The 26,149-nt window shown below is 63.2% G+C and carries 23 protein-coding genes; 15 read left to right on the forward strand and 8 right to left on the reverse strand.

Going from position 1 to position 26,149, the window contains the following annotated elements; all coding sequences use genetic code 11:
• The first annotated feature begins 1 nt into the window (after nt 1).
• The 6 genes from F759_RS0108325 to F759_RS0108355 all read left to right on the forward strand — a co-directional run bounded on the left by F759_RS0108325 (nt 2) and on the right by F759_RS0108355 (nt 7,104).
• Entirely contained in the window at nt 2–652 is a 651-nt protein-coding gene (locus tag F759_RS0108325) for a paraquat-inducible protein A (protein WP_027799442.1), read from the forward strand.
• Nucleotides 645–2,303, forward strand: coding sequence for a PqiB family protein (locus F759_RS0108330; protein WP_027799443.1), 1,659 nt, complete (start codon nt 645–647; stop codon nt 2,301–2,303). The genes F759_RS0108325 and F759_RS0108330 overlap by 8 nt, the downstream gene beginning before the upstream one ends.
• Nucleotides 2,300–3,079, forward strand: coding sequence for a PqiC family protein (locus F759_RS0108335; protein ID WP_027799444.1), 780 nt, complete (start codon nt 2,300–2,302; stop codon nt 3,077–3,079). Before F759_RS0108330 ends, F759_RS0108335 begins: the two co-directional genes overlap by 4 nt.
• 978 nt (nt 3,080–4,057) lie before the next feature.
• A complete protein-coding gene (locus tag F759_RS0108345; RefSeq protein WP_027799446.1) occupies nt 4,058–5,347 on the forward strand; it encodes a THUMP domain-containing class I SAM-dependent RNA methyltransferase in 1,290 nt (429 codons plus the stop codon).
• 535 nt (nt 5,348–5,882) lie between these two features.
• Nucleotides 5,883–6,266 (forward strand): VOC family protein, encoded by a 384-nt coding sequence (locus F759_RS0108350; RefSeq protein WP_027799447.1) that lies wholly within the window; start codon nt 5,883–5,885, stop codon nt 6,264–6,266.
• Nucleotides 6,267–6,348: 82 nt separating this feature from the next.
• Entirely contained in the window at nt 6,349–7,104 is a 756-nt protein-coding gene (locus F759_RS0108355; RefSeq protein ID WP_027799448.1) for a helix-turn-helix transcriptional regulator, read from the forward strand.
• Between the two features lie 89 nt (nt 7,105–7,193).
• On the opposite strand, the gene F759_RS0108360 is transcribed toward F759_RS0108355, so the two are convergent.
• The 3 genes from F759_RS0108360 to F759_RS0108370 are packed head-to-tail and all read right to left on the reverse strand — an operon-like array spanning nt 7,194 to nt 10,146.
• Nucleotides 7,194–8,648, reverse strand: a complete 1,455-nt coding sequence (locus F759_RS0108360; protein WP_027799449.1) for an NAD(P)(+) transhydrogenase (Re/Si-specific) subunit beta — start codon at nt 8,646–8,648, stop codon at nt 7,194–7,196.
• A complete protein-coding gene (locus tag F759_RS0108365) occupies nt 8,648–8,977 on the reverse strand; it encodes an NAD(P) transhydrogenase subunit alpha (protein ID WP_027799450.1) in 330 nt (109 codons plus the stop codon). The genes F759_RS0108360 and F759_RS0108365 overlap by 1 nt, the downstream gene beginning before the upstream one ends.
• Nucleotides 8,978–9,003: 26 nt before the next feature.
• Nucleotides 9,004–10,146, reverse strand: a complete 1,143-nt coding sequence (locus F759_RS0108370) for a Re/Si-specific NAD(P)(+) transhydrogenase subunit alpha (RefSeq protein ID WP_027799451.1) — start codon at nt 10,144–10,146, stop codon at nt 9,004–9,006.
• A 266-nt stretch (nt 10,147–10,412) separates the two neighbouring features.
• Here F759_RS0108370 and F759_RS0108375 point away from each other — a divergent pair, with 266 nt between their 5' ends.
• From F759_RS0108375 to F759_RS0108410, 8 genes are all read left to right on the forward strand, one after another.
• Nucleotides 10,413–10,892: an NUDIX hydrolase gene (locus tag F759_RS0108375; protein WP_027799452.1), complete on the forward strand. Its 480-nt coding sequence runs from the start codon at nt 10,413–10,415 to the stop codon at nt 10,890–10,892.
• 58 nt (nt 10,893–10,950) lie between these two features.
• Complete coding sequence (mnmA, locus tag F759_RS0108380) at nt 10,951–12,096, forward strand: tRNA 2-thiouridine(34) synthase MnmA (RefSeq protein WP_027799453.1); 1,146 nt, start codon at nt 10,951–10,953, stop codon at nt 12,094–12,096.
• A gap of 124 nt (nt 12,097–12,220) precedes the next feature.
• The gene (locus F759_RS0108385; protein WP_027799454.1) at nt 12,221–13,831 is read left to right on the forward strand and encodes an FMN-binding glutamate synthase family protein; all 1,611 of its coding nucleotides are present in this window, start codon (nt 12,221–12,223) and stop codon (nt 13,829–13,831) included.
• Nucleotides 13,832–14,203: 372 nt separating this feature from the next.
• Entirely contained in the window at nt 14,204–15,211 is a 1,008-nt protein-coding gene (glyQ, locus tag F759_RS37450; RefSeq protein WP_084534225.1) for a glycine--tRNA ligase subunit alpha, read from the forward strand.
• Between the two features lie 15 nt (nt 15,212–15,226).
• Nucleotides 15,227–17,329, forward strand: a complete 2,103-nt coding sequence (glyS, locus tag F759_RS0108395; protein WP_027799455.1) for a glycine--tRNA ligase subunit beta — start codon at nt 15,227–15,229, stop codon at nt 17,327–17,329.
• 10 nt (nt 17,330–17,339) lie between these two features.
• A complete protein-coding gene (gmhB, locus tag F759_RS0108400) occupies nt 17,340–17,894 on the forward strand; it encodes a D-glycero-beta-D-manno-heptose 1,7-bisphosphate 7-phosphatase (protein WP_027799456.1) in 555 nt (184 codons plus the stop codon).
• A gap of 40 nt (nt 17,895–17,934) precedes the next feature.
• Complete coding sequence (locus tag F759_RS0108405; protein WP_027799457.1) at nt 17,935–18,693, forward strand: lysophospholipid acyltransferase family protein; 759 nt, start codon at nt 17,935–17,937, stop codon at nt 18,691–18,693.
• 44 nt (nt 18,694–18,737) lie between these two features.
• Nucleotides 18,738–19,625, forward strand: coding sequence for a M48 family metallopeptidase (locus tag F759_RS0108410; RefSeq protein WP_027799458.1), 888 nt, complete (start codon nt 18,738–18,740; stop codon nt 19,623–19,625).
• 207 nt (nt 19,626–19,832) lie between these two features.
• Here F759_RS0108410 and gloA read toward each other — a convergent pair whose 3' ends face one another.
• Entirely contained in the window at nt 19,833–20,219 is a 387-nt protein-coding gene (gene gloA, locus F759_RS0108415) for a lactoylglutathione lyase (RefSeq protein ID WP_020069654.1), read from the reverse strand.
• A gap of 122 nt (nt 20,220–20,341) precedes the next feature.
• Nucleotides 20,342–21,454, reverse strand: coding sequence for a porin (locus F759_RS0108420; protein ID WP_027799459.1), 1,113 nt, complete (start codon nt 21,452–21,454; stop codon nt 20,342–20,344).
• A gap of 345 nt (nt 21,455–21,799) precedes the next feature.
• Here F759_RS0108420 and F759_RS0108425 point away from each other — a divergent pair, with 345 nt between their 5' ends.
• Nucleotides 21,800–22,726, forward strand: a complete 927-nt coding sequence (locus tag F759_RS0108425) for a DMT family transporter (protein WP_027799460.1) — start codon at nt 21,800–21,802, stop codon at nt 22,724–22,726.
• Between the two features lie 126 nt (nt 22,727–22,852).
• Here the strand turns inward: F759_RS0108425 and rsmA are convergent, their stop codons facing one another.
• The 3 genes from rsmA to F759_RS0108440 all read right to left on the reverse strand — a co-directional run bounded on the left by rsmA (nt 22,853) and on the right by F759_RS0108440 (nt 26,144).
• On the reverse strand, nt 22,853–23,683 hold the full coding sequence (rsmA, locus tag F759_RS0108430) for a 16S rRNA (adenine(1518)-N(6)/adenine(1519)-N(6))-dimethyltransferase RsmA (protein ID WP_027799461.1): 831 nt from the start codon (nt 23,681–23,683) through the stop codon (nt 22,853–22,855).
• Between the two features lie 80 nt (nt 23,684–23,763).
• Entirely contained in the window at nt 23,764–24,774 is a 1,011-nt protein-coding gene (gene pdxA / locus F759_RS0108435; RefSeq protein ID WP_027799462.1) for a 4-hydroxythreonine-4-phosphate dehydrogenase PdxA, read from the reverse strand.
• A gap of 5 nt (nt 24,775–24,779) precedes the next feature.
• The gene (locus F759_RS0108440; protein WP_027799463.1) at nt 24,780–26,144 is read right to left on the reverse strand and encodes a peptidylprolyl isomerase; all 1,365 of its coding nucleotides are present in this window, start codon (nt 26,142–26,144) and stop codon (nt 24,780–24,782) included.
• Nucleotides 26,145–26,149: the final 5 nt, after the last annotated feature.

The following is a 26,149-nucleotide window of genomic DNA, read 5'->3' on the forward strand; positions in this document are numbered from 1 at the left end:
GATGAAATACGTCACCGCAAGACGCACGGGTCTCGTCGCGTGCCACGCGTGCGGACGGGTCGAACCGCGCATCAACTCGGTCACGCCGCAACATTGCGGACGATGCGGCTCCCGCCTGCATTCGCGCAACCCCGACAGTCTGATGCGCACGTGGGCGCTGCTGATCGCCGCGGCCTTGCTGTATATTCCGGCGAATTTGTTGCCAGTCATGCACACAGCGTCGCTGCTGGGTTCGGAAGACGACACCATCATGAGCGGCGTCGTGTACTTCTGGACTTCCGGCGACTGGCCGCTCGCGGTGATCGTGTTCGTCGCCAGCATCATGGTGCCGATGCTCAAACTGAGCGTGCTGATGCTGCTCACCATTACCGCGCAGCGCCACTCCCGCTGGCGTCCGCAGCAACGCACCACGCTCTACCGGATGGTCGAACGGATCGGCCGCTGGTCGATGCTCGACGTGTTCGTCGTCACGTTGACCGTCGCGCTGGTGCGCTTCAAGTCGCTTGCCGTGATCACGGCGGGACCGGGCGCGATTGCGTTCGGTTCGGTGGTGATCCTCACGATGATGGCATCCATGCAATTCGATCCACGGCTCATCTGGGACGACGTGGACGGCAGTACTCAAAAACCTCAGGATCTCGAACATGACTAGCCCGCCAGGACCGACGCCCGCCTCCGATGCGCCGCGCAACGATTCGAACGGACCGAAGCTGCCGCCTCAACTCCCAGATCCCGAGATCGAGCCGCGCAGCCGCTGGCTGCCGTCGCTAGTCTGGGTGATTCCGTTGATCGCCGCGCTGATCGGCATTGCGCTCGTCATCAAGTCGGTGACGGAGAAAGGCCCGACCATCACGATCAGTTTCATCAGCGCGGAAGGGCTCGAGCCCGGCAAAACAAAGGTCAAATACAAGGATGTTGACGTGGGCGCGGTGAAGTCGATCACGTTATCGAAGGATCTCTCTCACGTGCTCGTGCAGGTGCAACTGACGAAGGAAGGCGAAGACTTCGCGGTCAAGGATTCGCGCTTCTGGGTCGTGCGCCCGCGCGTGGGCGCAAGCGGCGTGTCCGGACTCACGACGCTGCTCTCCGGCGCGTACATCGGCGCCGACGCGGGCCATTCGCCGGACAGCGAAAAGAACTTCGTCGGTCTCGAGACGCCGCCGCCGATTACCGGCGATCAGAAGGGTCACCAGTTCATCCTGCACGGCGATTCGCTCGGCTCCATCGACATCGGCTCGCCGATTTTCTACCGCCGCGTGCAGGTCGGCCAAGTGGTCGGCTTCTCGCTCGACAAGGACGGCACCGGCGTGACCATGCAGGTGTTCGTGTCCGCCCCGTTCGATCAATACGTCGGCACCAATTCGCGCTGGTGGCATGCGAGCGGCGTCGATTTGCGGCTCGATTCGAGCGGCTTCAAGCTGAACACGCAATCACTAGCGACGGTGATCGTCGGCGGTTTGTCGTTCCAGTCACCGCCGGGCCAGGGCGTGGGCGCGCAGGCGCCGAACAACATGACGTTCCGCCTGGGCTCGGATGAAGCCGACGCGATGCGCGAACCGGACGGCGAGCCGCTTCGCGTCGTGATGAACTTCAACCAGTCGCTGCGCGGGCTATCGATCGGCGCTCCGGTCGACTTCCGCGGCATCGTGCTCGGTCAGGTGACGAACATCGGCATCGACTACGATCCGAAGACGCGCAGCTTCACGATGCCGGTGACCATTAACCTGTACCCGGACCGCCTCGGCAAGCGCTTCCGCGAGACCGCTCCGGCGCCGGGCAGCCTCGCCGGGCAGAGTCTGTTGCAACAACTGGTCAAACACGGTCTGCGCGGCCAGTTGCGCACCGGCAATCTGATCACGAGCCAGCTATACGTCGCGCTCGACATCTTCCCGAAGGCGCCGCCGGCAACCGTCGACGTAGCAAGCGATCCGCTCGAATTGCCGACGATTCCGAACACGCTCGACGAGTTGCAGCTCCAGGTCGCCGACATCGCGAAGAAGCTGGACAAGGTGCCGTTCGATCAGATCGGCAACAACCTGAACAGCGCGCTGAAGAATGCCGATCAGCTCTTCAAGCGTCTCGATACGGAGGTCGTGCCGCAAGCGCGCGACACGCTGGCCGCGGCGAAGCAGACCTTCGGCTCGGCCCAGGCCACGTTGCAGCAGGATTCGCCGTTGCAGTCGGATGTGCATCAGGCGTTGCAGGAATTGACGCGCACGTTGCAGTCGCTCAATGCGCTGTCGGATTACCTGGAGCGCCACCCGGAATCGTTGTTGCGCGGTAAAGCAGGAGATAAACCATGATGTTGGCCCGCCTTGCCAGATTTCCCGGACTCTCCCGTCTTCCCGGCCTGCGGAGCGGGCTCGCGAGCAGCGCTTTCCGCACGGGCGCGCTCGCAGCAGTGCTCGGGCTGGCGGCGTGTGCGTCGCCGAGTAGCCGGTTTTACACGTTGGGCGACGTGAGCGGCGGCGGATCGGCGGCGCCAAGCGTGCGGACCGCAGCCGCGCCGGCGTGGCTCATCGAAGTTGCACCGATCGACGTGCCGCCGCAAGTCGCCAAGACGCAGTTGGTCGTGCAGACCGGGCCGACGCAAGTTCAAGTGCTGGAACAGGAGCGTTGGGCGTCGCTGCCTGGCGACGAACTGCGCCGGGCGTTGTCGACGAGTCTCACCCAGCAACTGAACACGATCGATGTGTACGGCACGGCTTATTCCGATGCAACGCCTGTGTATCGGGTCAGCGTGAATGTGCAGCGGTTCGAGTCGTGGCCTGGATCGCATGCGTTGATCGATGCGGTGTGGAGTGTGCGGGCTGTTCGGAGCACCGCTGTGATGACTTGCAGGAGTGTGGTGAGCGAGCAGGTCGGAAGCGGATACGATTCGCTAGTCGATGGGCATCGAAAGGCGTTGCAGCGGGTTGCCGTGCAGGTCGCGGGGGCGTTGCGGGCGATGGCTGCTTCTTCTGCTGGTGCTGGTGCTGGTGCTGGTGCTGGTGGTGCTTCTGCTTCGCAGGGGAAGGAGGTTGGTCGGTTGAGTGTGCCGGCGTGTCCTTCTAACGGCGCGTCTGTTGCTGCGGGTTAGGTGCGGCGATTTCGTTTAGCCCCGTTGGCCTTTGCTTGATTTCGCCGTGGTCTATTGGTGTTGCCCCTGTGCGGGGCGGCACTTACTTTCTTTTCCGCCGCAAAGAAAGATAAGCAAACAAAGCGGCTTCACACCGCCAGCTCATAGGTGGATTCCCCGGCCTGGAAGGGGCAGTGGTGCATCTGGAATCCGTGTTCCCGCACACTCCGCGTTAGTGACAAGGCAGTCATTCTTCCGGCGACAAGGCAGTCATTCTTCCGGCGTCGCTTCGCGCGCCGCGGCGGTCGTTCTGAAAACCGCGGGTTCTTTGCTGTCGCCGTTCAGCGCTCCTGATTCGCCGTTTGTCTTTTGTACGGAGCTGCTTGCGCTCGGCGAGGGCGCGGCACATCGCGAATTCGCTCTCCTCCTTTTGCGCGGGTAATCCGCAATTCGCCCCTCCCGGTGGTGCTGACGTGCTTCGTCGGTGTGCGGCGCTATCGACGTACCGCCGTTCCCGACCCCTCGCCGTCTCGGCGCGGCACGCTCGAACTCGGGGCGCACTGCGTCTCGAGTTCGAGCGTGATCACCAAACAAATCCGATCAACGTCGCCGAGGCGAAGCCGACGGCCCGCTGCGCCGACGCAAGCCGCTGGTTGAAAGCAGACCCTTCCGGCGAGCACGCAGTGTAAGGCGGGACGTATGACTGCCTTGTCACTGGCGCCGAATGTGCAGGAGCACGGATTCAGATGCACCACTGCCCCTTCCAAGCCGGGGGATCCACCTATGAGCTGGCGGTGTGAAGCCGCTTTTTTTCTTATCTTTCTTTGCGGCGGCAAAGAAAGTAAGTGCCGCCCCGCACAGGGGCAACACCAATAGACCACTGCCAATTCAAGGAAAGGCCAAGGGGTTTAAAAACCCGAACCCTGGCACGCAAAAGCCCCATCGCCCAACCGCGTACAATACGCCCTTATCCAACGCCTACCGGCCCCGCCCCACCCCATGTCCTTCGATTTCTTCCTCCCCTGCCCACGCGGCCTTGAAGCCTCGCTCGCGTCCGAACTCGCCGAAATCGCCGCGAAACATCTGCACGGCGCCCCATTCACGGCCGGCTCGCAAGTCCCCGGCGGTGTGCATTTCCGCGGCGGTTGGGCAGCCGGCATGGCAGCCAATCTGCATTCGCGGATCGCAAGCCGCGTGCTCCTGAAAATCGCGCATCGTCCGTATCGCAGCGAACAGGACGTCTACGCGCTCGCGGTCGAGCAGCGTTGGGAGCAGTGGTTTTCCGCGAACGAAACGCTGCGCGTCGACGTCACCGCGATCAAGTCGCCGCTGCGCAGCCTCGAATTCACGACGCTGCGCGTGAAGGACGCCATCTGCGACCGTCTGCGGGAAGTCAGCGGCGCGCGCCCGAACATCGACACCGCGACGCCCGACGTCCGCGTATTCGCGTTTCTCACCGCGACCGATTGCACGCTTTATCTCGACACCTCCGGCGACCCACTCTTCAAGCGCGGCTGGCGGCTCGACAAGGGCGCGGCGCCGCTGCGCGAAAATCTCGCGGCGGGCATCCTGCGTCTGACGGGCTGGAGCGCAGGCACGCCGCTGTACGACCCGATGTGCGGCAGCGGCACGTTCCTCGCCGAAGCCGCGCAAGTCGCGCTGAACATCGCACCTGGTGCGGAACGCGGCTTCGGCTTCGAAAAGCTCAAGCAGTACGACAGCAAAACCTGGCAAACACTTAAGGCCGCCGCGCTCGACGCCAAACATGCCGCCCGCACTTCGCGCGCCGATCTGCAAATTTTCGGTAGCGACATTTCCGGCGACATGCTCGACAAGGCGCGCGCGAATTTCCAGCGCGCAGGCTTGCCGTCGATTCCGCTCAAACAGGTCGATGCTCGCGGTATGACGCCGCCGAGTTCGGAGCCGGGCATCCTCGTCGCGAATCCGCCGTACGGTGAGCGGATCGAAGTGCGCGGGCGCAACGCGCGCGGCGAAATCCGCGAAGGACGCAACCGCGACAACCGCGAAGACGACGGCTTTCGCCGCGCTCAGGAAGAAACGCCCGACAGCGAATTTTTCCAGTCGCTCGGCGACGCGCTCAAGCAGCGCTTCACTGGCTGGCACGCGTTCATCCTGACGTCGGATCGCAAGCTGCCCGGCCAGTTGCGTCTGCGCGAATCGACCAAGACGCCGCTTTTTAACGGCGCGCTCGAATGCCGGCTGTTCCGCTTCGATCTGATCGCGGGCAGCGTGCGCCAGCGGCCGCAGAGCGACACGCCCGCCGATTGACGCGAGCGGATCGCCGCACGACGTTTCGGGCGTGAGGGCGTGAGGGTGGAGAGAGCGAAGGCATGAAAGTGCGAGGGCGTGACGGCGCGAAAGTCGCGACGGGAACGTTCAGGGCCTGACGCCGGGCGGACTCTGACGCGGCGCGGACCCTGAAGCGCCGCGGCGTCAGCCAAAGCGCAAACGGGCGCGGCCCCGGCCAAGACCAATACGCTTGCAGCCTGACCCACCGCCCGTCGCGCTGCGGCGCTCAAAACGTTGAGGCGCGGTCTTCATACCTCAAGAACCCACGCACGAGCAAAGCAGCCGCAAAAACCGCGGACACCGATTCCGCCGGTTCTTTCGCGTCCCGAAAACCGCATGACCAAACCCTGGTTTCCCACCCTACTGACACCACGCTGTCAGCAGCACCCTCGCACACTCCCCCTCACGCCATCCGGCGCTTTACACGGCTTATCCGCCGTCCATCCACCGAAACCATCTTGCATGGGACCGGAGTACGTGCTGAAGCACTAGCTCAGGTCGACAGGAGAGTGTCATGTCCGCATCGTCGAAAGTTGTTGCATGGTTTGAGATCCCGTCCGTCGATTTCGATCGCGCCGTCCGCTTCTATGAAGCCGCGCTCGACGTCAAACTGAATCGCCAGGAAATCGGCGGGCAGCCGATCGCCCTGTTCGGCTACGAAGAACCGGCCACCGGCGGCGCGATCGTCCACAGCCCTTCGGCGACCCCGAACGGCGACGGCGTGCTTGTCTACCTGAACGCGCAGCCGACCGTAGACGCCGCCCTTGCACGCATCGAAGAAGCCGGCGGCAAGACTGACGGGCCGGTCATCAAATTGCCGCAGGATATCGGCTACATCGCGTTCTTCACCGATACCGAAGGCAACCGCCTCGGCCTGCATTCGCGGACCAACGGCTAAAGTGCCAGGCGGCGAGCATAGAACGCGCGGCGCAGCACGAAGCGCCATGCGCCCGCCGCCTGAACGCTGACCGGAGCGCGGCATGCGGCGCTATCATCGCGGGACTGTCCCTGTCCTTTTCTACAAGACGCCCACGATGACGCGCCGCGCCGACCGCCTGTTCCAGATCGCCGAACTGCTGCGCGGCCGGCGCCTGACCACCGCTCAACAACTCGCCGACTGGCTCAACATTTCGCTGCGAACCGTCTATCGCGACGTGCGCGATCTGCAATTGTCGGGCGTGCCGATCGAAGGAGAAGCCGGCATCGGCTACCGGCTGAGCCGCGCCGCGAGCCTGCCGCCGCTCACCTTCACCGCCGACGAACTCGCGGCGCTCGCCGCCGGCGCGCGCATGCTCGAATCCTGGGGCGGCGCCGGCTTTGCAAGCGGAGCGCGAGGCGCGCTCGCCAAGATCGCCTCGGCGATGCCCGCAGACAAGCGTGCGTCGCTCGAAAGACTCGCGGTCTTCGCGCCGTCGTTTCACATCAGGAGTGATTTCTCTGCACAGCTGGACACGCTGCATCGCGCGATCGACACACGGCATGTGGTGAGCTTTTCGTACACCGATGCAAATGGCGCGGCAACCGAGCGGCGCGTCTGGCCGCTCGCACTCGCTTATTGGGGCGCGCGCTGGACGCTTGGCGCGTGGTGTGAATTGCGCGGCGACTTCCGCAATTTTGGGCTGGAGCGGATTCAGAAACTGGATGTGCGCGAACCGTATCCGGATCAGCAAGGCAGGCGGCTCGCGGACCTGTTGCGGCATGTGAACGCGAAGCCGCGGCAGCACGCACGCGAGTAAAGCGCCGCGGATGCGTCACGGCCGTTCAAGCTGCCGGCTGACAGCCCCGCGGCCGCCGGCAACGCAAGCCGCGAGGCGCCCGCGCGCGGCTAATCGACCGCCTTCACCATATCCTCGATCACCTTCTTGGCATCGCCGAACACCATCATCGTCTTGTCCATGTAGAACAGATCGTTGTCGAGACCGGCATAACCTGCGGCCATCGAGCGCTTGTTCACAATGACAGTGCGCGCCTTATAAGCCTCGATGATCGGCATCCCGGCAATCGGCGACTTGGGATCGTTCTTCGCAGCCGGATTCACCACGTCGTTTGCGCCAAGCACCAGCACCACGTCGACCTGACCGAACTCGCCGTTGATGTCGTCCATTTCGAACACCATGTCGTACGGCACTTCGGCTTCGGCGAGCAGCACGTTCATGTGACCAGGCATGCGTCCAGCCACCGGATGAATCGCGTACTTCACCTCGATGCCCTTCTCGACGAGCTTGTCGGTCAACTCCTTCAGCGCGTGCTGCGCACGCGCCACGGCAAGTCCGTAGCCCGGCACGATCACGACCGTCTCGGCGTTGCCGAGCATGAACGACGCATCGTCGGCCGAACCCGATTTCACCGGACGCTGCTCGGCCGCGCCGCCCGCCGCTGCCGCACCCGCCTCATTGCCGAAGCCGCCGAGAATCACGTTGAAAAACGAGCGGTTCATCGCGCGGCACATGATGTACGACAGAATCGCGCCCGACGAACCGACCAGCGACCCCGCGATGATCAGCATCGGGTTGTTCAGCGAAAAGCCGATGCCCGCCGCCGCCCAGCCCGAATACGAATTGAGCATCGACACGACCACCGGCATATCCGCGCCGCCAATCGGAATGATGATCAGCACGCCGAGCACGAACGCGATTGCCGTCATGATGATGAACGGCAACCACGCCTGCGTGAAAAAGAAGATGATGCCGAAGCCGAGCATTGCGAGCGCGAGCATCAGGTTGATCAGATGCTGACCCGCATACACAACCGGTGCACCCTGAAAGAGGCGAAACTTGTATTTGCCCGAGAGCTTGCCGAAGGCGATTACCGAACCGCTAAAAGTAATCGCGCCGACGAACGTGCCGATAAACAGCTCGACGCGATTGCCGTAGGGCAGAAAGCCCGGCACCGGATACTCGGGATCGACGAGACCGAATGCAGCCGGCTCCGACACCACCGCGTACGCGATGCAGACCGCAGCGAGGCCGATCAGCGAGTGCATGGCCGCGACCAGTTCCGGCATCTTCGTCATTTCGACGCGCGCGGCGACGAACGCGCCGATTGCGCCGCCGACTATCAACGCGACCAGCAGCAGACCCAGCCCCAGCCCGAGATTCGATCCGAGCGCGGTTGCCTGTTTGGCGATCAATGCGATGGTCGTGAGAATCGCAATCGCCATCCCGGCCATGCCGAATGTATTGCCGATGCGCGCGGTCTTCGGATTCGACAGCCCCTTGAGCGCCTGAATGAAGCAGACCGACGCGACCAGATAAAGCAGCGTGACGACGTTCAGACTCATTACGCGTTCCCCTTGCTCTTGTCGGCGATCAGCTTCTTCGGCTCTTTCTTGCGGAACATTTCGAGCATTCGCCTTGTCACGAGGAAGCCCCCGAACACATTGACCGCCGCGAGCGCGACGGCGAGCGTGCCGAAGAACTTACCCGGCGTGCCGAGCGTGAGACCGGTTGCCAGCATCGCGCCGACAATCACGATCGCCGAGATCGCATTGGTCACGGCCATCAGCGGCGTGTGCAGCGCAGGCGTCACATTCCAGACGACGTGGTAGCCGACGTAAATCGCCAGCACAAAAATAATCAGGTTGATGACGGTGTGGTTGAGCACTTCCATCGCCGTTTCTCCTCGGTGGATTCGTTTTATGCCTTGCGCGCGACTTCGCTGTCGCGGGCCAGCAGTGTGGCGGCGACGATGTCGTCGGCGAGGTCGATGTTGAGCGCGCCTTCCTTCGTCACGATCAGCTTGAGGAAATCGAGCAGATTGCGCGCGTAGAGCGACGATGCGTCGGCGGGCACCATCGAGGCCAGATTCGTGTAGCCGACTATTGTGACGCCGTGCTTCACGACTACCTTGTCGGCTTCCGTGAGCGGACAGTTGCCGCCGCGCTGCCCTTCATACTCGGCGCCGCGGCCCGCTGCGATATCGACCAGCACTGAGCCGGGTTTCATCGACTGGACCGTTTCGACGGAAATCAGTGTCGGCGCCGCGCGGCCAGGAATCAGTGCAGTGGATATCACCACATCGGCCTGTTTCGCGCGCTCGTGGACGAGCGCCGACTGCCGTTGCAGCCACGACGGCGGCATGGGCCGCGCATAGCCGCCGACGCCTTGCGCGGCTTCGCGCTCTTCGTCGGTTTCGTAGGGCACGTCGAGAAACTTCGCGCCGAGCGATTCGATCTGCTCTTTTACCGCCGGACGCACGTCGGATGCTTCGATCACGGCACCGAGGCGCTTCGCGGTCGCGATCGCCTGCAAGCCCGCCACGCCGGCGCCGAGAATCAGTACGCGGGCCGCTTTCACGGTGCCGGCGGCCGTCATCAGCATCGGCATGAAGCGCGGATAGAGCGTGGCGGCCAGCAGCACCGCCTTGTACCCGGCGATGTTCGCCTGCGACGACAGCACGTCGAGGCTCTGCGCGCGCGTGGTTCTCGGCGCGGCTTCGAGCGCGAAGGCGGTGACGCCCGCGGCTGCCAGCTTTGATGAGTTTTCGGTATTAAAAGGATCGAGCATCCCAACCAGCACCGCGCCGCGTTTTAGCAGCGGGAGTTCGGCATCGGTTGGAGACTGCACTTTGAGGACGAGTTCGGCACCAAACGCGGTGGCCGCATCGACGATTTCCGCGCCGGCCGCGGTAAAAGCGTCGTCGGGAAAGCTTGCGCCGGCGCCGGCGCCGCTCTGGATGGTGACCCGATGGCCTTGGGCCACATATTTCTTGACCGTTTCGGGCGTCGCGGCGACGCGGGTTTCGTGCGCGCGCGTCTCGGCTGGCACTCCGATGTGCATCGTGCTTCCTCCTCGACTTACTGTTTGACGACAGATCGGCCGACGAGGCACGCCGGCTTGCAAGTGCAACGGCTAACGCCTCACTTTACCCGAAACATGGGGGGCCGCAGAAATCGGGGACAATCCGGGGTTGCCGGTAGGCCGGCGCTCGCGCAAGGCCGCGCGTTCGGGAATTGCGCGCGTTGAAGTCGGGCGCCTAGCCGGCCACCTTAGCCGGCCACCCGCTTCCCGGCAGTGACTGCCCATAAACGGTAAAATGCGCACCCATGAAACCGGAAACCTGGCTGCCGCATGTGACCGTCGCGGCCATCGTCGAGCGTGACGGGCGCTTTCTCGTGGTCGAGGAACATACTGCCGCCGGTCTGCGCCTGAATCAGCCAGCCGGCCACCTGGAAGCCGGCGAAACGCTGCTGGAAGCGGTAATCCGCGAAACGCTCGAGGAAACCGCACACCCGTTCACGCCCGAAGCGCTGGTCGGCATGTACATGACGCATTTCGAGCGGACGGAGCGCGGCGGCGTGACGTATTTGCGCCTCACCTATTGCGGCACATGCGGCGAACGGGAGGCGGCACGCGCGCTCGATCCCGACATCGTCAGAACCCTGTGGATGAGCGCCGACGAATTGCGCGCCTGCGCCGAACGGCACCGCACGCCGCTCGTCATGCAATGCATCGACGATTACCTGGCAGGCCGACGTTTTCCGCTCGACTTCGTGCATACGCATTCGGTCGGGCCGAAAAGATAAGCGCGCGGCAGCAGCGACCCACGATCCATGAAGTCACGCAGTACCCAGTGAGCATCTTATGAGCAAGCAGAAAGTCGTAGTAGGCATGTCGGGCGGCGTCGATTCGTCGGTCACCGCATGGCTGCTGAAGGAACAGGGCTACGACGTGGTCGGCCTGTTCATGAAGAACTGGGAAGACGACGACGACAGCGAATACTGCTCGACGCGCCAGGACTGGATCGACGTGGTGTCGGTCGCGGACCTGATCGGCATCGACGTGGAAGCCGTCAACTTCGCGTCCGAATACAAGGACCGCGTGTTCGCCGAATTCCTGCGCGAATATTCCGCGGGCCGCACGCCGAACCCGGACGTGCTGTGCAACGCCGAAATCAAGTTCAAGGCCTTCCTCGATCACGCGATGTCGCTCGGCGCCGAAACCATCGCGACCGGCCACTATGCGCGCGTGCGTGAGAACAATGGCCGCTTCGAACTGCTGAAGGCGTTCGACCATACGAAAGATCAGTCGTACTTTCTGCATCGGTTGAACCAGGCCCAGTTGTCGAAAACGCTGTTTCCGTTGGGCGAAATTCCCAAAACGAAGGTGCGCGAAATCGCCGAACAGATCGCGCTGCCCAATGCGAAGAAAAAGGATTCGACCGGTATCTGCTTTATCGGCGAACGGCCGTTCCGCGACTTCCTGAACCGCTATCTGCCGACCAGGCCCGGCCCGATGAAAACCACCGACGGCAAAACGGTCGGCGAGCACATCGGACTTGCGTTCTACACGTTCGGACAGCGCAAGGGCATCGGACTCGGCGGCAGCAAGGACGGCAGCGGCGAGCCGTGGTTCGTGGCGGGCAAGGACATTCCGTCGAATACGCTGTACGTCGCGCAAGGCCACGATCATCCGTGGCTCTTGAGCCACACGCTCAGCGCGGGCAACACGAGTTGGGTCGCGGGCGAGCCGCCCGCGGAAGGCTTTGCGTGCGGCGCGAAGACCCGCTACCGGCAAGCGGATGCACGCTGCACGTTCACGACGGCGAACTACGGCGAAAGCCTCTTCGAACTCAATTTCGACGATGTGCAATGGGCTGTCACACCAGGGCAATCGGCCGTGCTCTACGATGGCGACGTGTGCCTCGGCGGCGGCATCATCGAACATGCCGCGACCGGGCAGCCGGCCACGCGCGAGCCGCAAAAGGCGGCGTTGCTGAGCGCGCGTTAAGCAGTTCGCCCCATCAGCAGTTCGCTTCTTTCCGACGGGCAGTCGCTCGTTTTCCTTCACGGTGGATCCGTCCGCGTCCCGCGTCGACTATCCCTTCGTGACGATTCACTGCACCGGAGTCCTCATGTTTTCTCGACGTTATCTGGCCATGTGGAGCGCGGTCGCGCTCGTCGCCATTTGCGCGGCGCTCGCCGCGACGCATCGCCTCTCGTGGCTGTGGATCGTCGTGCCGCTCGCGCTCGTCGCGCTTGGCCTCTTCGATCTGGGTCAGCAGCGGCACGCCATTCTGCGCAACTATCCGCTGTGGGGTCATTTCCGCTTTCTGTTCGAATTCATTCGCCCGGAAATTCGCCAATATTTCGTCGAAGGTGATACTGACGAAAAGCCGTTTTCGCGCGCTCAGCGCAGCATCGTCTATCAGCGCGCGAAGAACGACGTCGACAGCCGCCCGTACGGCACTGAAGTCGACGTCAAGGCCGTCGCGCACGAATGGATCAGCCACTCGCTTGCGCCGACCACGCTCGACAATCACGACTTCCGCATCGTAGTCGGCGCGGATCGCGCGCAGCCTTATTCGATGTCGATCTTCAACGTCTCGGCGATGAGCTTCGGCTCGCTGTCCGCGAACGCGATCATGGCGCTGAACCTCGGCGCGAAGAAAGGCAACTTCGCGCACGACACGGGCGAAGGCTCGATGTCGAAGTATCACCGCGAGCACGGCGGCGACATCATCTGGGAAATCGCGTCGGGTTATTTCGGCTGCCGTAACGACGACGGCACGTTCAGCGCCGAAAAATTCGCGAAGCAGGCCGCCGAGCCGCAAGTGAAAATGATCGAGGTGAAGCTGTCGCAAGGCGCAAAGCCTGGTCATGGGGGCGTACTGCCGGCCGCGAAGATCACGCCTGAAATCGCCGAAACGCGCGGCGTGCCGATGGGTCGCGACTGCATTTCGCCGGCCACCCACTCGGAGTTTTCGACGCCGCGCGGTCTGCTCGAATTCGTCGACAGATTGCGCACGCTGTCGGGCGGCAAGCCGACGGGGTTCAAGCTGTGCATCGGGCATCCGTGGGAATTCTTCGGCATTGCGAAGGCGATGCTGGAGACGGGCATTCTGCCGGACTTCATCGTCGTGGATGGCGCCGAAGGCGGCACAGGGGCGGCGCCGCTCGAATTCACCGACCACGTCGGCGTGCCCTTGCAGGAAGGCTTGCTGCTGGTGCACAACACGCTCGTGGGCATCGGCTTGCGGCATCGGATTCGCATTGGCGCGAGCGGCAAGATGATCACCGCGTTCGACATCACGAAAACGCTTGCGATCGGCGCTGACTGGGTCAACGCGGCGCGCGGCTTCATGTTTGCAGTGGGCTGCATTCAGGCGCAAACCTGCCACACAGGACGCTGCCCGACCGGCGTCGCGACACAGGACCCGGTGCGCCAGCGTGCGCTCGTCGTGCCGGACAAGGCCGACCGTGTGTTCAACTTCCATCACAATACGCTGCATGCGCTGAAGGAAATCATTCAGGCCGCCGGGCTGAAGCATCCGGCCGAGTTGCGGGCGCATCACATTGTGCGGCGCGTGTCGTCGCATGAGGTGCAGTTGATGTCCGAGCTGTTGAAGTATCTCGAGCCGGATGATCTGCTTAACGGGAATTATCGTTACTCGTTGTATGAGAGGTGGTGGCCGGTCGCGCAAAGCGATTCGTTTTCGCCGCGGGTGGAGTTGGCGGTGGGGTGAGGGGCGAAAGGAATGCTCGTCCGACCGCTCGCATTTTGCTGACTACTGCAAATATCGATTTGGCGTAGCCGATTCAAGTACGGAAGCGCTTGAAGCATGCAAGGCGAAAAATCCGGCCTACCTGTGAGCGATCTCATTGCAAACATAAGGGCACCGAGTTGCCGCAGCCCGGATCACGCGTTCGCAGGAAAAACGTGGCGAAGCCGTGTCCGCGTATCCCGCAGACTGACGCGATAGCATGTCGGGCCCTGTCCGCTCAAAAACGGACACCCCCCCGCCTTTCCGTTAAAATCTCGGGTTTAGCACTTCGCTCCACGGTCGCCCTGCTCGCTCATGCGCTCGCGGCGCGGCCTCATGCCCGAAAGGCACTTCATGCTCACGTTTCAGCAAATCATCCTGACACTGCAATCCTATTGGGATAAGCAGGGTTGCGCGTTGCTCCAGCCGATCGACATGGAGGTCGGCGCGGGTACCTCGCACGTCCACACGTTCCTGCGCGCGGTCGGCCCGGAGCCTTGGCGCGCCGCCTATGTGCAGCCGTCGCGCCGTCCGAAAGACGGCCGCTATGGCGAGAACCCGAACCGTCTGCAGCATTACTATCAGTACCAAGTGGTGCTCAAGCCGGCGCCGGAAAACATCCTCGATCTGTATCTCGGTTCGCTCGAAGCACTCGGCTTCGACCTGAAGCAGAACGACGTCCGCTTTGTCGAAGACGACTGGGAAAATCCCACGCTCGGCGCGTGGGGGCTCGGCTGGGAAGTGTGGCTGAACGGCATGGAAGTGACGCAGTTCACGTACTTCCAGCAAGTCGGCGGTCTCGACTGCAAGCCGGTGCTCGGCGAAATCACGTACGGTCTCGAACGCCTCGCGATGTATCTGCAAAAAGTAGAAAACGTCTATGACCTCGTGTGGACCGAGTGGGAAGAGCAAGGCCCGAACGGCCCGGAAATGCGTCGCCTCACTTACGGCGACGTGTATCACCAGAACGAAGTCGAACAGTCCACCTACAACTTCGAGCACGCGAACGTCGATCTGCTGTTCAAGTTCTTCAACAGCTACGAGGCGGAAGCAAAGCGCATGATCGAAGCGCAGATCGCGCTGCCCGCCTACGAACTCGTACTGAAGGCCGGCCACACGTTCAACCTGCTCGACGCGCGTGGCGCGATCTCGGTCACGGAGCGCGCGGCGTACATTGGCCGGATTCGCGCGCTGTCGCGTCTGGTCGCGCAGGCTTACTACGATTCACGCGAAAAGCTCGGCTTCCCGATGCTCGGCAATCCGGTCCACGGCGTGCCCGGCCTCACCACTGACGAGCAGGACGCCGCCATGCCCGCGTGGGCGCCGCCGCTGAAAGTCGAACGCAAGATCGACCAGGACTGACGAGACCATCAAGAAATGACTCAACCCCATCAAGCCACCCTGCTGGTCGAACTGCTGACCGAGGAACTGCCGCCGAAAGCGCTCTCCCGTCTCGGCGACGCCTTCGCCGAAGGCATTGCAGAGCGCCTCGCGGCGCACGATCTGATCGAAGGCGAACTGTCGTTCGAACGTTACGCGACGCCGCGCCGTCTCGCGGTCACGATCAGGAACGTGCGCGCGGTTGCGCCGGAAAAGCATGTGCGCGAAAAGGTGCTGCCAGTCTCCGTCGCGCTCGACAAAGACGGTCAGCCCACCGCGCCGCTCGCGAAGAAACTTGCCGCGCTTGGCTTCCCTGATTTTTCGGTGAACGACCTTGAGCGCGCGCAAGACGGCAAGGCCGAGGCGTTCTTCCTGCGCTACGCTGCGCCGGGCGCCACGCTCACGGAAGGCCTGCAAGCTGCGCTCGGCGAAACGCTCGCCAAGCTGCCGATTCCGAAGCCGATGACCTATCAGCGTCCCGACGGCTCCGATGTGCAGTTCGTGCGTCCCGCGCATCGCCTGACCGCGTTGCATGGCGAGCACGTCGTGCCGGTCAGCGCGCTCGGCATCGACGCCGATGACACCACGCTCGGCCATCGCTTCCTCTCCGAAGGCTTCGTTCAGATCCAGCACGCGGAGTCGTACGCCGACACGCTGATGCACAAAGGCCGCGTGGTGCCGAACTTCGCCGACCGCAAGGAAACCATCCGCACGTATCTGCTCGCGCAAGCGGACGGCGATCAGGTGGTGATGCCCGAGTCGCTGCTGGACGAAGTGACGTCGCTGGTCGAATGGCCGGTGGTCTACGCATGCCGTTTCGAAGACGAATTCCTGCAAGTGCCGCAAGAATGCCTGATCCTCACCATGCAGACGAACCAGAAGTATTTCGCGCTGACGGATGCGAACGGCAAGCTGCGCTCACGTTTTTTGATCGTGTCGAACATCGAAACGTCGACGCCGGGCGACATTATCGAAGGTAATGAACGTGTGGTGCGTCCGCGTCTGGCAGACGCGAAGTTCTTCTTCGAGCAGGATAAGAAGAAGCCGCTCGCCGATCGCGTGCCCTCGCTTGCAAACGTCGTGTATCACAACAAGCTCGGTTCGGCGTTGCAACGCGTGGAGCGTGTCGAAGCGCTGGCCGGCGCGATCGCTGGTTTGATCGGCGCGGACGTGGCACTTGCGAAGCGCGCCGCGCATCTCGCCAAAGCCGACTTGATCACCGACATGGTCGGCGAATTCCCCGAGTTGCAAGGTACGATGGGCACGTATTACGCGCGCCACGACGGCGAGTCGGAAGAAGTCGCGCTTGCGTGCTCGGAACATTATCAGCCGCGTTTCTCCGGCGACGCACTGCCGGGCACGGTAACCGGCACGGTCGTCGCGCTGGCTGACAAGCTCGAAACGCTGGTCGGCATCTGGGGCATCGGCCTGCAACCCACCGGCGAGAAAGATCCGTTCGCGCTGCGCCGTCACGCGCTCGGCGTGCTGCGAATTCTGGTCGAGAAGCAACTGGCCGTAGACTTCGTCGAACTGCTGCGTACCGCTTACGCGCAATTTGCCGCGGTGCCGAACGTCGCGGATTCGACGCAAGCCATCTACGAATTCAGCATGGACCGTCTGCGCGGTTTGCTGCGCGAACGCGGCCACGCGCCGGGCGAAATCGACGCGGTGCTGGCGCTCAACCCGACGCGTCTCGACGACATCGTCGCGCGTCTGGATGCAGTGCGCGAGTTTGCGGCGTTGCCCGAAGCGGCATCGCTCGCGGCAGCCAACAAGCGTATCTCGAACATCCTGAAGAAGTCGGAAGGCGCCACGGCTAGCGGCGGTGTGCAGGCCACGTTGCTCGTCGAGGCGGCGGAAAAGGCCTTGCATGCGCAACTCGAACAAGTAGCGCCGCGCGTGCAGTCGCAACTCGCCGCTCGCGATTACACCGGCGCGCTGACCGCGCTCGCCGCGTTGCGTGAACCGGTCGACACCTTCTTCAACGATGTGATGGTCAACGCCGACGATCCGGCGCTGCGCGCGAACCGTCTGGCCTTGCTCGGCGCGCTGCATCAGCAGATGAATTGCGTGGCCGACATCTCCCGACTCGCCGCCTGAGCCGCCCGCCATGCCGACCAAAAAAGTGGTGATTCTCGACCGCGACGGCGTGATTAACGCGGATTCCGACGCGTTCATCAAGTCGCCCGACGAGTGGGTCGCGTTGCCGGGTTCGCTGGAAGCGATTGCGCGTCTGAGTCAGGCGGGCTATCGCGTCGCAGTGGCGACGAACCAGTCGGGCATCGGCCGGGGCCTGTTCGACATGAACGCGCTCAACGCGATGCACCTCAAGATGCATCGCATGGCGGCCTCGGTTGGCGGTCGCATCGACGCGGTGTTTTTCTGCCCGCATACGGCGGAGGATCATTGCGAATGCCGCAAGCCCAAGCCCGGCATGCTGAAGATGATCAACGAGCGCTTCGAGGTCGATCCCGAGAACACGCCGGTGGTCGGCGACGCGATGCGCGACCTGCAAGCGGGCGCGTCACTCGGTCATCCGGTTCATCTGGTGCTGACCGGCAAGGGCCGCAAAACGCTCGCGGCCGGCGGCCTGCCTGAAGGCACGGTCGTCCACGACGACCTGCGAGCGTTCGCGCTCGACTTTCTCGCCGACGCTCAAGAGTGACGCGCAGCACGCGCGTCCCCAACCCTAACAGACCACGCCGATGCGCTTCATTCGTTCACTGCTGCTGCTGATTTACTTCATTGTGTTCACGGTGCCATACGCGACCGCGTGCTTCATCGCGTTTCCGTTCATGCGCGCCGATAACCGCTACTGGATGGCGGCCGGCTGGTGCCGCGCAACGCTTAACGCGGCGCGCTGGCTCAACGGCATCCGCTACAGGATCGAAGGCACAGAGAACCTGCCCAACGGTCCGGCCGTGCTGTTGTCAAAACATCAGTCAGCATGGGAGACGCTGGCGTTTCCCGCCTTGATGCCGCGGCCGCTCTGCTATGTGTTCAAGCGCGAGTTGCTCTATGTGCCGTTTTTCGGCTGGGCGCTCGGCCTCCTGAAGATGGTTCACATCGACCGCAAAGAAGGCAAGTACGCGTTCGAATCGGTGATCAGGCAAGGCAAGGCGCGCATGGCGGAAGGCGCCTGGGTGATCATGTTTCCCGAAGGCACACGCACGCCGACCGGCAAGCAAGGCAAGTACAAAACCGGCGGTGCGCGCTTTGCGATTGCGACCGGCGCGCCGGTTGTGCCGATCGCGCACAACGCGGGACGCGTGTGGCCTCGCAACTCGTTTCTCAAATATGCGGGTATAGTCACAGTGTCGATCGGCAAGCCGATTGAGACGACGGGGCTCACGCCCGATGAAGTGAACACGCGCGTCGAACAGTGGATCGAAGCTGAAATGCGTCGCATCGATCCTACTGCATACCGCGCGGCGGAAAGCAGTTCCGCCGCCGCACCTATCTGACGCGCCCACGCCCTCGAAGGCGTACTTGCGCGAAGCCGAATCCGATGCAGAAGTCTCCTACGTCGCAGCCCGCTGCGGCGCTCGATAACCGGCAACTCGATCTCCCGCTCTTCGCAGAGCCGGGGTCGACGTCGTCGTCCCCTTCACCGTCCGCGCCTTCGGCAACGCCTCACGGTCAGCAGCCTGCCGCGCCGCTTGCACCGGACGGCAGCAAGCTGCGCAGTCTTGCCATCGGCTCACGCACGCTGCATTACGCGCTCAAGCGCTCGGCGCGCCGCTCGATCGGCTTTGCAATCGACAGCACCGGTCTCACGATCACCGCACCGCGCTGGGTCACGCTCGCCGATATCGAAACCGCGATCACCGAAAAACAGCGCTGGATTTTCACGAAGCTGATCGAATGGCAAACGCGCGTCGAACAGCGCGCGTTGCCGAAAGTCGACTGGAAAGACGGCGCCGAAGTGCCCTATCTCGGCCAGCCGGTGCGCGTGAAGCTGGGAGCGCCGCAAGGCATGCTCGCGTTCAGCGCGGAGGACTCGGCACTGCAAGTGCCGCTGCCTCTGCAAGCCGATCCGCAGCAGATCAAGGACCGGGTGCAAGGCTGGTTGCAGAGCGAAGCAAAGCGTGTGTTCGGCGAGCGCCTCGATATATACGCGGAAAAACTGGGCGTCAGCTATCGCGCGTATGCGCTGTCTTCCGCGGCCACGCGCTGGGGCAGTTGTTCGAGCGACGGCAAGATTCGCCTGAACTGGCGGCTGATTCACTTTCCGCTTTCCATTATCGATTACGTCGTCGCACATGAACTCGCGCATCTGCGGGAAATGAATCACAGCCCGCGCTTCTGGCAAACGGTCGAATCGATTTTTCCGGAATTCCGCGAGGCGCGGCAAACGCTCAAGTCACATCCGCCGGAATTGCTGCCGACGCTTTAGAGCCCGCGCTGTTCTTCGTTCCTTGCATCGACGTGAAAGGCGGGCTCGGCGTCCATTGTCATTTACGCCGCACGGCTTATCCCGCGCAAAACGTTCCGCGCAGATGACGCCACGTCATCTGCCTGTGCGTCGACATCCATTACCGCAGTCGAGCACCGCGCCGGACGGCATGACCAGGTCATGTAATGCGGCCTCGGCTCGCCGGCGTTATTTTTTCTTCTGGATGAACTCGATCTTGTAGCCGTCCGGATCGGTGACGAATGCGATCACCGTGGTGCCGTGTTTCATCGGCCCGGCTTCGCGCACAACGGTGCCGCCTTGCGCCTTGATCTTGTCGCATGCGGCGTACGCGTCTTCCACCTCGACGGCGAGGTGCCCGAAGCCGTTGCCGAGGTCATAGGCCGGCGTGTCCCAGTTGTGCGTCAGTTCGATGACAGTGCCGTCGCGCTCGTCCGTATAGCCGACGAACGCCAGCGTGAACTTTCCGTCCGGATAATCTTCGCGGCGCAGTAACTTCATGCCGAGCAGTTCGGTGTAGAACGCAATCGAACGGTCCAGGTCGCCGACCCGGAGCATGGTGTGAAGCAGGCGCATCGTGTACTCCCTGTTGCTTGATGTCGAGAGCGTAAATGTACCCGGAATCGATCGTCGTTGCAGGCACGCATGCCGCCTCCTTCAACGCAAAGCGCGCGCCGCGCTGCCTCGTAACCGATCTGTCAGAACTGATGCCGCAGTCCCGCCATCAAGCCGATTTGCGAGCCTTTCTGCGCGAGCCCGACGCCATTCACACCTTGCAGTTGCGCGCCGATCAGGTCGCCGCGATATAGCGAATAATCGCCTTCCACATAGACGTCCGTGCGCTTTGACAGGTTGTAGTCCGCGACCAGCTGGTATTGCCATGCGGAACCGTCCTTCGCCGCGGTCTTGCCGTCCTGCAACGTCCGCCAGACGTTCGCCGCCAGGTGCCACGCGTTGCCGATCTGCTGCGTGATGCCGCCCATGAACATGCGTCGCCGCGAGAAGTCGGTGTATTTCAGTGCGGTCAGCGCGGCCGCCGTAAACGGCCCGTTGGCGAAAGTGGAGAAACCGGCGTCGGCTCGATTGACGATGTAACCCAGCGAAAAGCGCGTTTTGTCCCACGTGTACGAGCCGCCGAATGTCCACGCTTTGGCCGACGCGCCGTTGACCGAATCTTTCGACTCTTCGTACGCGCCGCCGACAGTGAATGGTCCTCCCGCAGGCGCATAAGCGGCCGCGGCGCCGATCTGGCTGCCGTACGAATTCCCGGCGTTGCCGCCGAACGCGTAACCGGCCGCGAAGCTCAAGCCCTTGTACTTCGCCTGATACTGCACCTGGTTACTGGTCCAGATGCCGCCCGTCATCGTCACTTCCGGCTGGAAGCTGAAATCGTATGGAACCCAGGGATTGCTGCCGTAACCGCCTACAGTAATACCTTCGATCATCACGTTGTACTGACGGCCCAGGATCACCTGGCCGTAGGAATTCGAGCGCACACCGACCTGCGCTTCGTTGAAGAACGGCAAGGTCGGATCGCTCTGTCCGCTGTTGATGTAGAGGCGATTTTCGAGCTTGAAAAAGGTGGACCAGCCGCCACCCAGATCCTCGACGCCCTTGAGCCCCCAGCGGCTTTGCGTCATTCCGCCGGTGCCGAGTCCGAGCGAAGAGTCGCCTGCTCTGTTCGCATGCGTCAGGTAGCGCACGCTTTCGTCGACCACGCCGTAAAGCGTCACGCTGGATTGCGCCTGCGCGAGCGGGCAACCGAACGATACCAACGCCACGACCGCCGCGCCTCTGTTGAGGGTCTTCATGCCGTTTCCTCGTACAGGCTCCGCTTTACGCGGATAGAGTTTGTCTGCTGACGCGGCGCATCGCCGGTGGCCCGTTTTTCCGGGGAAGCCCGAATTCGGCGACGCAGCGCGTACGAATGTACCGACAGAACATGTCGTCGAACCTTAGCGCGAAATATGGATGGTAAGAAATAGGTGTTGCGCGCGAGTTGCGCCGGCGTCCTTAAACCAGCAAATGACTTGCGACTTGCCGGAAGCACGCGTAGGCCGTGGGGTCATCGGATGGACGGGTGAACGGGTTTGATATCGTACGACCTGCGCCGGTCCGGTCAACCCTGCCTTGCCTTTATCGTCACCATACCGCCCATGAGCACCACCGCCACGCCCACACGCCGCGCCCCCGATAGCTTCGCCATCCTGCTGATGGTCGGCTTGTGCGCAATCTGGGGTTTCCAGCAAGTGGCGATCAAAAGCGCCAACGCCACGCTGCCACCGTTTTTTCAGGCCGGTTTGCGCTCGGCAGTCGCGACGCTGCTGGTGTGGGGCTGGGCACGCTCGCGTGGCACGCCGCTATTCCGCGACGACGGCACGCTCACGGCCGGGCTGCTTGCGGGCATGCTGTTCGCGGCCGAGTTCGTGTGTATTTTTCTCGGGCTCACGCTGACGAGTGCATCGCGCATGGCGGTGTTTCTATACACCGCGCCTTGCTTCACGGCATTGGGCCTGCACTGGTTCGTCGAAGGCGAGCGGATGCGCCGCATTCAATGGCTCGGCATTGTCGTTGCGTTCGCGGGCATGACGTTGGCTTTCGCGGATGGCTTTCTGCACGGCCCCGCGGCGCGCAGCCCGTCTCTGGCTGCCGTGGCCGGCGATGCGCTCGGCGTGCTCGCGGGCATCGCCTGGGCCGCGACGACCGTTGTGGTGCGCGCGACGCGCCTCGCGCATTCGAGCGCGAGCAAGACGCTCTTCTATCAACTGGCGGTGTCCGCGGTGGTGCTGCTTGCGCTGGCGCTTGCGTTCGGCGAGGCGCACGTCGACACGGTGACGCCGTTGGCGCTTGCGAGCCTCGCGTATCAGGCGGTGGTGGTCGCGTTCGTCAGCTATCTGGTGTGGTTCTGGCTGCTCACACGCTACGTCGCCTCGCGCCTGTCGGTGTTCTCGTTTCTCACGCCGCTGTTTGGCGTGACCTTCGGCGTGCTGCTGCTCGGCGAGTCGTTCAGCGTACGGTTTTTGATGGCTGCGGCGCTCGTGCTGACCGGCATCGCGCTGGTCAATGCGCCGGGTAAGCGGTGAGCTGAGTGGCTCGGGACTCCGAGCCGCTGCACCCGAAGCTTCACGGCTCCAGGCTTAGCGGCTCGGCACTCGGGCTTGGCGCTTCAGGGCGCTTAGGTTTAGCGCTCAGAACTTCGGGCCCAACGCTTAACGCTTACCCGCCACGATCTGCGCGACGCGCACATACTCGGCCACCGGCACGTCTTCGGCGCGGCGCTGCAAGTCGAAGCCGATCGCGTCGAAGTCGACCGTGTCGCGCAACGCGGCCAACGTATTTCGTAGCATCTTGCGCCGCTGCGAGAACGCCGCCGTGACCACTTCGCCGAGTACGCGCTCGTCCACCGGCGTCAGCTCGTGCGGCGCATACGGGATCATTCGGACGATCGCGGAATCGACCTTCGGCGGCGGCTGGAATGCCTCGGGCGGCACGTCCAGCTGCTTGTCGATCACGTAGCGATATTGCAGCATCACCGAGAGGCGGCTGAAGGCCTTGGTGCCCGGCTCGGCCACCATCCGCTCGACCACTTCGTTCTGCAGCATGAAGTGCTGATCGATCACGCGGTGCGCAAACGCAGTGAGATGAAACAGCAGCGGGCTCGAAATGTTGTATGGCAAATTGCCGACAATGCGTAACGACGGCTCGTCGCCCGGCGCGGCCAGCGAGCCGAAGTCGAACGCGAGTGCGTCGCCCGCATGCAACTGGAGCAGATCGCCGAACTTGTTCTTCAGACGCCCGATCAGATCGCGGTCCAACTCGACGGCGTGAAGCGGCGACTCGGGCGTCGCCAGACGCTCGATCAGCGGTTCCGTCAGCGCGCCGAGCCCCGGCCCGATCTCGACCATGCGTTCGCCGCGTTGCGGCCGGATCACGTCGACGATCGAATCGATCACGCCCATGTCGACCAGAAAGTTCTGGCCGAAACGCTTGCGCGCAATATGACCTTGGTGCCGGCCCTGCTGCTGTCTGCTGGTGGACATCGAAGAAACGCTAAAGAAAGAAAACGGCTTGAGAAATGAATATGCGCGAGGCGCCGATGTGACGTTGAATCGACGTTGAATCAGCCCGCGCGGCGATGTTGCGCCATTAAAACCGCCGTGTCGATGGCGGCGATCAGGCTGCCCGCGTCGGCGCGGCCGGTGCCGGCGAGATCGAGTGCGGTGCCGTGATCGACCGACGTGCGGATGATCGGAAGCCCAAGCGTGATATTGATGCCTTCGCCGAACGTCGCATATTTGAGCACCGGCAAGCCCTGATCGTGGAACATCGCAAGCACGCAGTCGGCTTCGTCCAGATAACGCGGCTGAAACAGCGTGTCAGCCGGATAGGGACCGCGCGCGTCGATGCCCTCGCCGTTCGCGAGCTTGAGCGCCGGCGAGATCACGTCGATTTCCTCGCGGCCGAGGTAGCCGTTTTCCCCGGCATGCGGGTTCAGACCCGTGACGAGAATGCGCGGCGCCGGCAAGCCGAAGTGATGCCGCAAATCGTGATCGACAATGCGCAGCGTTTCGACAAGACCTTCTATCGAGAGCGCCGTTGACACGTCCTTCAGCGGCAAATGGGTAGTAGCAAGCGCCACTCGCAACGGACGCTTGCCGGTGCCCGCCAGCATCATCACCACGCGCGGCGTGTGCGTGCGTTCGGCGAGAAATTCGGTGTGGCCGGTAAAAGGCACGCCCGCATCGTTGATGGTGCTCTTTTGCAGCGGCGCGGTAACGATGGCGTCGAATGTGCCCGCCATTGCGCCGTCGATTGCGCTGTCCAGCAGATCGAGCACGTAGCGCCCATTGGCCGCGTTCAGCTTGCCCGCGACCGCCGGCGCACCGAGCGGCCGATGCTGCACCCGAACGCGCGACGCGTCGGCCACGAGCGCTTGCCAATCTACGCCCACTGCCCGCGCCCGTTCAGCGATAAGACCTGCATCGCCGAGCACCGTGAACTGTGCGCGGGGCCAGTGTGCCGCCGCACCCGCGAGCGCCTGGGCGGTCAGTTCGGGACCGACGCCGGCGGGCTCCCCGGTCGTGATCGCGATCTGCAACGGCAAGCTGGCGGACTGGGCGGCGGAATTCATGACGTTTATTGAACGCGAGACAGATCGGGCTTTACTTCGACATACGCGGTGTCGCGCAATTCGCGCAGCCAGTCGGCGTAAGCCTGCTCCGCCTTGCGCTGACCGATGGCCTGGCGCGCGAGGTCCATTTGCTGGGCGACCGAGCCTTCGGACTCGCGGCGTCCCAGCACCTGAATCAGGTGATAGCCGTATTCGCTGCGCACCGGGTCGCTGATCTGACCGTCCTGCAAGCCGTTCATTGCGCGCTCGAATTCCGGCACCGTCTCGCCTGGGCTGATCCAGCCCAGGTCGCCGCCTTGCGACGATGAACCATCTTGCGAATATGTGTGAGCGAACTTGGAGAAGTCGCCGCCTGCGGCAATTTCCTTCTTGATTTCGAGCAGCTTCTGGCGCGCTTGCGGCTCGGACATGCCGTCGCCCACGCGCAGCAGGATGTGGCGCACGTGCGTTTGCACGAGCTTCGGCGCGTCGGAACTCGTGCCCTGACCGGTGCGGCGATCGACGAGACGCACGACTTCAAAACCGTCGTTGGTGCGGATCACTTCCGGATTGACCTGACCAGGACGCAGCGCCGAAGCCGCCTTGACGAACTCCGGCGGCAGCTTCGACGGCGCGGCGAAGCCCATGTCGCCGCCCTTCGACGCATCGGGCGCCTGCGAATTCGACTTCGCGAGCTTCTCGAAGTTGGCGCCGCCCTTGGCTTCGGCAAGCAATGCCTCGGCCTTCTTCTGAGCCGCTTCGATATCCGTTTGCGGCGCGTTCAGCGGCGCCTTTAGCAGAATGTGCTGCATATGCAGGTCGCTCGTCGCGCCGGCATTCGGGCCACGCTGACTTGCGATGTAGTTCGCGACTTCCGCGTCCGACACCGTGACCTTGCTGTCCACTTCCTTTTCACGCAGACGCGAAAGCGTGAGTTCGGTGCGCGCGTCGCTCGTGAAAGTGGCCCAAGGCACGCCTTGCGCCTCGATCCGCGAACGGTAAACGTCGAGCGACAGGTTGTTCGCCTGCGCGAGCCGCTCGAGCGTTTTCTGCACGGCCGCATCGTCGATATTGATGCCGTCTTCCTTCGCCTTCTGCAACTGGATGCGCTCCAGCACCATCTGGTTGAGCACCTGCTGACGCAACTGGTCGGCCGGCGGAATCGGTGCGTTCTGCTGACTCAGGCGGCGGGTAATCAGCCCCACGCGCTCTTCGAGCTCGCGCCGCGTGATGACACCGTTGTTGACCACTGCGGCGATCGTGTCGACCGTCTGGCCGCCGCGGTTGCCGCCGAGCGCCTGCGCCTGTACCGGCGCAACCGACAGGAAAGACGCCACGGCGGCAAGACCTGCCGCGAGCGTTGCCAAGCGAAGCTTTTTCATGATTGCCACAGATA

This window comes from Paraburkholderia dilworthii, from assembly GCF_000472525.1.
Lineage (GTDB): Bacteria > Pseudomonadota > Gammaproteobacteria > Burkholderiales > Burkholderiaceae > Paraburkholderia > Paraburkholderia dilworthii.

Excerpts from the sequence above, each read along its gene's own strand:
- F759_RS0108360 (WP_027799449.1), bottom strand. The coding sequence starts at position 8,648 with ATGAGTCTGAACGTCGTCACGCTGCTTTATCTGGTCGCGTCGGTCTGC.
- F759_RS0108385 (WP_027799454.1), top strand. The coding sequence starts at position 12,221 with ATGTTTTCTCGACGTTATCTGGCCATGTGGAGCGCGGTCGCGCTCGTC.
- pdxA (WP_027799462.1), bottom strand. The coding sequence starts at position 24,774 with ATGAATTCCGCCGCCCAGTCCGCCAGCTTGCCGTTGCAGATCGCGATC.
- F759_RS0108425 (WP_027799460.1), top strand. The coding sequence starts at position 21,800 with ATGAGCACCACCGCCACGCCCACACGCCGCGCCCCCGATAGCTTCGCC.
- F759_RS0108335 (WP_027799444.1), top strand. The coding sequence starts at position 2,300 with ATGATGTTGGCCCGCCTTGCCAGATTTCCCGGACTCTCCCGTCTTCCC.
- F759_RS0108355 (WP_027799448.1), top strand. The coding sequence starts at position 6,349 with ATGCGGCGCTATCATCGCGGGACTGTCCCTGTCCTTTTCTACAAGACG.
- F759_RS0108350 (WP_027799447.1), top strand. The coding sequence starts at position 5,883 with ATGTCCGCATCGTCGAAAGTTGTTGCATGGTTTGAGATCCCGTCCGTC.
- F759_RS0108325 (WP_027799442.1), top strand. The coding sequence starts at position 2 with ATGAAATACGTCACCGCAAGACGCACGGGTCTCGTCGCGTGCCACGCG.
- F759_RS0108375 (WP_027799452.1), top strand. The coding sequence starts at position 10,413 with ATGAAACCGGAAACCTGGCTGCCGCATGTGACCGTCGCGGCCATCGTC.
- F759_RS0108410 (WP_027799458.1), top strand. The coding sequence starts at position 18,738 with ATGCAGAAGTCTCCTACGTCGCAGCCCGCTGCGGCGCTCGATAACCGG.
- F759_RS0108405 (WP_027799457.1), top strand. The coding sequence starts at position 17,935 with ATGCGCTTCATTCGTTCACTGCTGCTGCTGATTTACTTCATTGTGTTC.
- glyQ (WP_084534225.1), top strand. The coding sequence starts at position 14,204 with ATGCTCACGTTTCAGCAAATCATCCTGACACTGCAATCCTATTGGGAT.
- glyS (WP_027799455.1), top strand. The coding sequence starts at position 15,227 with ATGACTCAACCCCATCAAGCCACCCTGCTGGTCGAACTGCTGACCGAG.
- mnmA (WP_027799453.1), top strand. The coding sequence starts at position 10,951 with ATGAGCAAGCAGAAAGTCGTAGTAGGCATGTCGGGCGGCGTCGATTCG.
- F759_RS0108345 (WP_027799446.1), top strand. The coding sequence starts at position 4,058 with ATGTCCTTCGATTTCTTCCTCCCCTGCCCACGCGGCCTTGAAGCCTCG.
- F759_RS0108330 (WP_027799443.1), top strand. The coding sequence starts at position 645 with ATGACTAGCCCGCCAGGACCGACGCCCGCCTCCGATGCGCCGCGCAAC.
- gloA (WP_020069654.1), bottom strand. The coding sequence starts at position 20,219 with ATGCGCCTGCTTCACACCATGCTCCGGGTCGGCGACCTGGACCGTTCG.
- F759_RS0108365 (WP_027799450.1), bottom strand. The coding sequence starts at position 8,977 with ATGGAAGTGCTCAACCACACCGTCATCAACCTGATTATTTTTGTGCTG.
- F759_RS0108420 (WP_027799459.1), bottom strand. The coding sequence starts at position 21,454 with ATGAAGACCCTCAACAGAGGCGCGGCGGTCGTGGCGTTGGTATCGTTC.
- F759_RS0108370 (WP_027799451.1), bottom strand. The coding sequence starts at position 10,146 with ATGCACATCGGAGTGCCAGCCGAGACGCGCGCGCACGAAACCCGCGTC.
- gmhB (WP_027799456.1), top strand. The coding sequence starts at position 17,340 with ATGCCGACCAAAAAAGTGGTGATTCTCGACCGCGACGGCGTGATTAAC.
- rsmA (WP_027799461.1), bottom strand. The coding sequence starts at position 23,683 with ATGTCCACCAGCAGACAGCAGCAGGGCCGGCACCAAGGTCATATTGCG.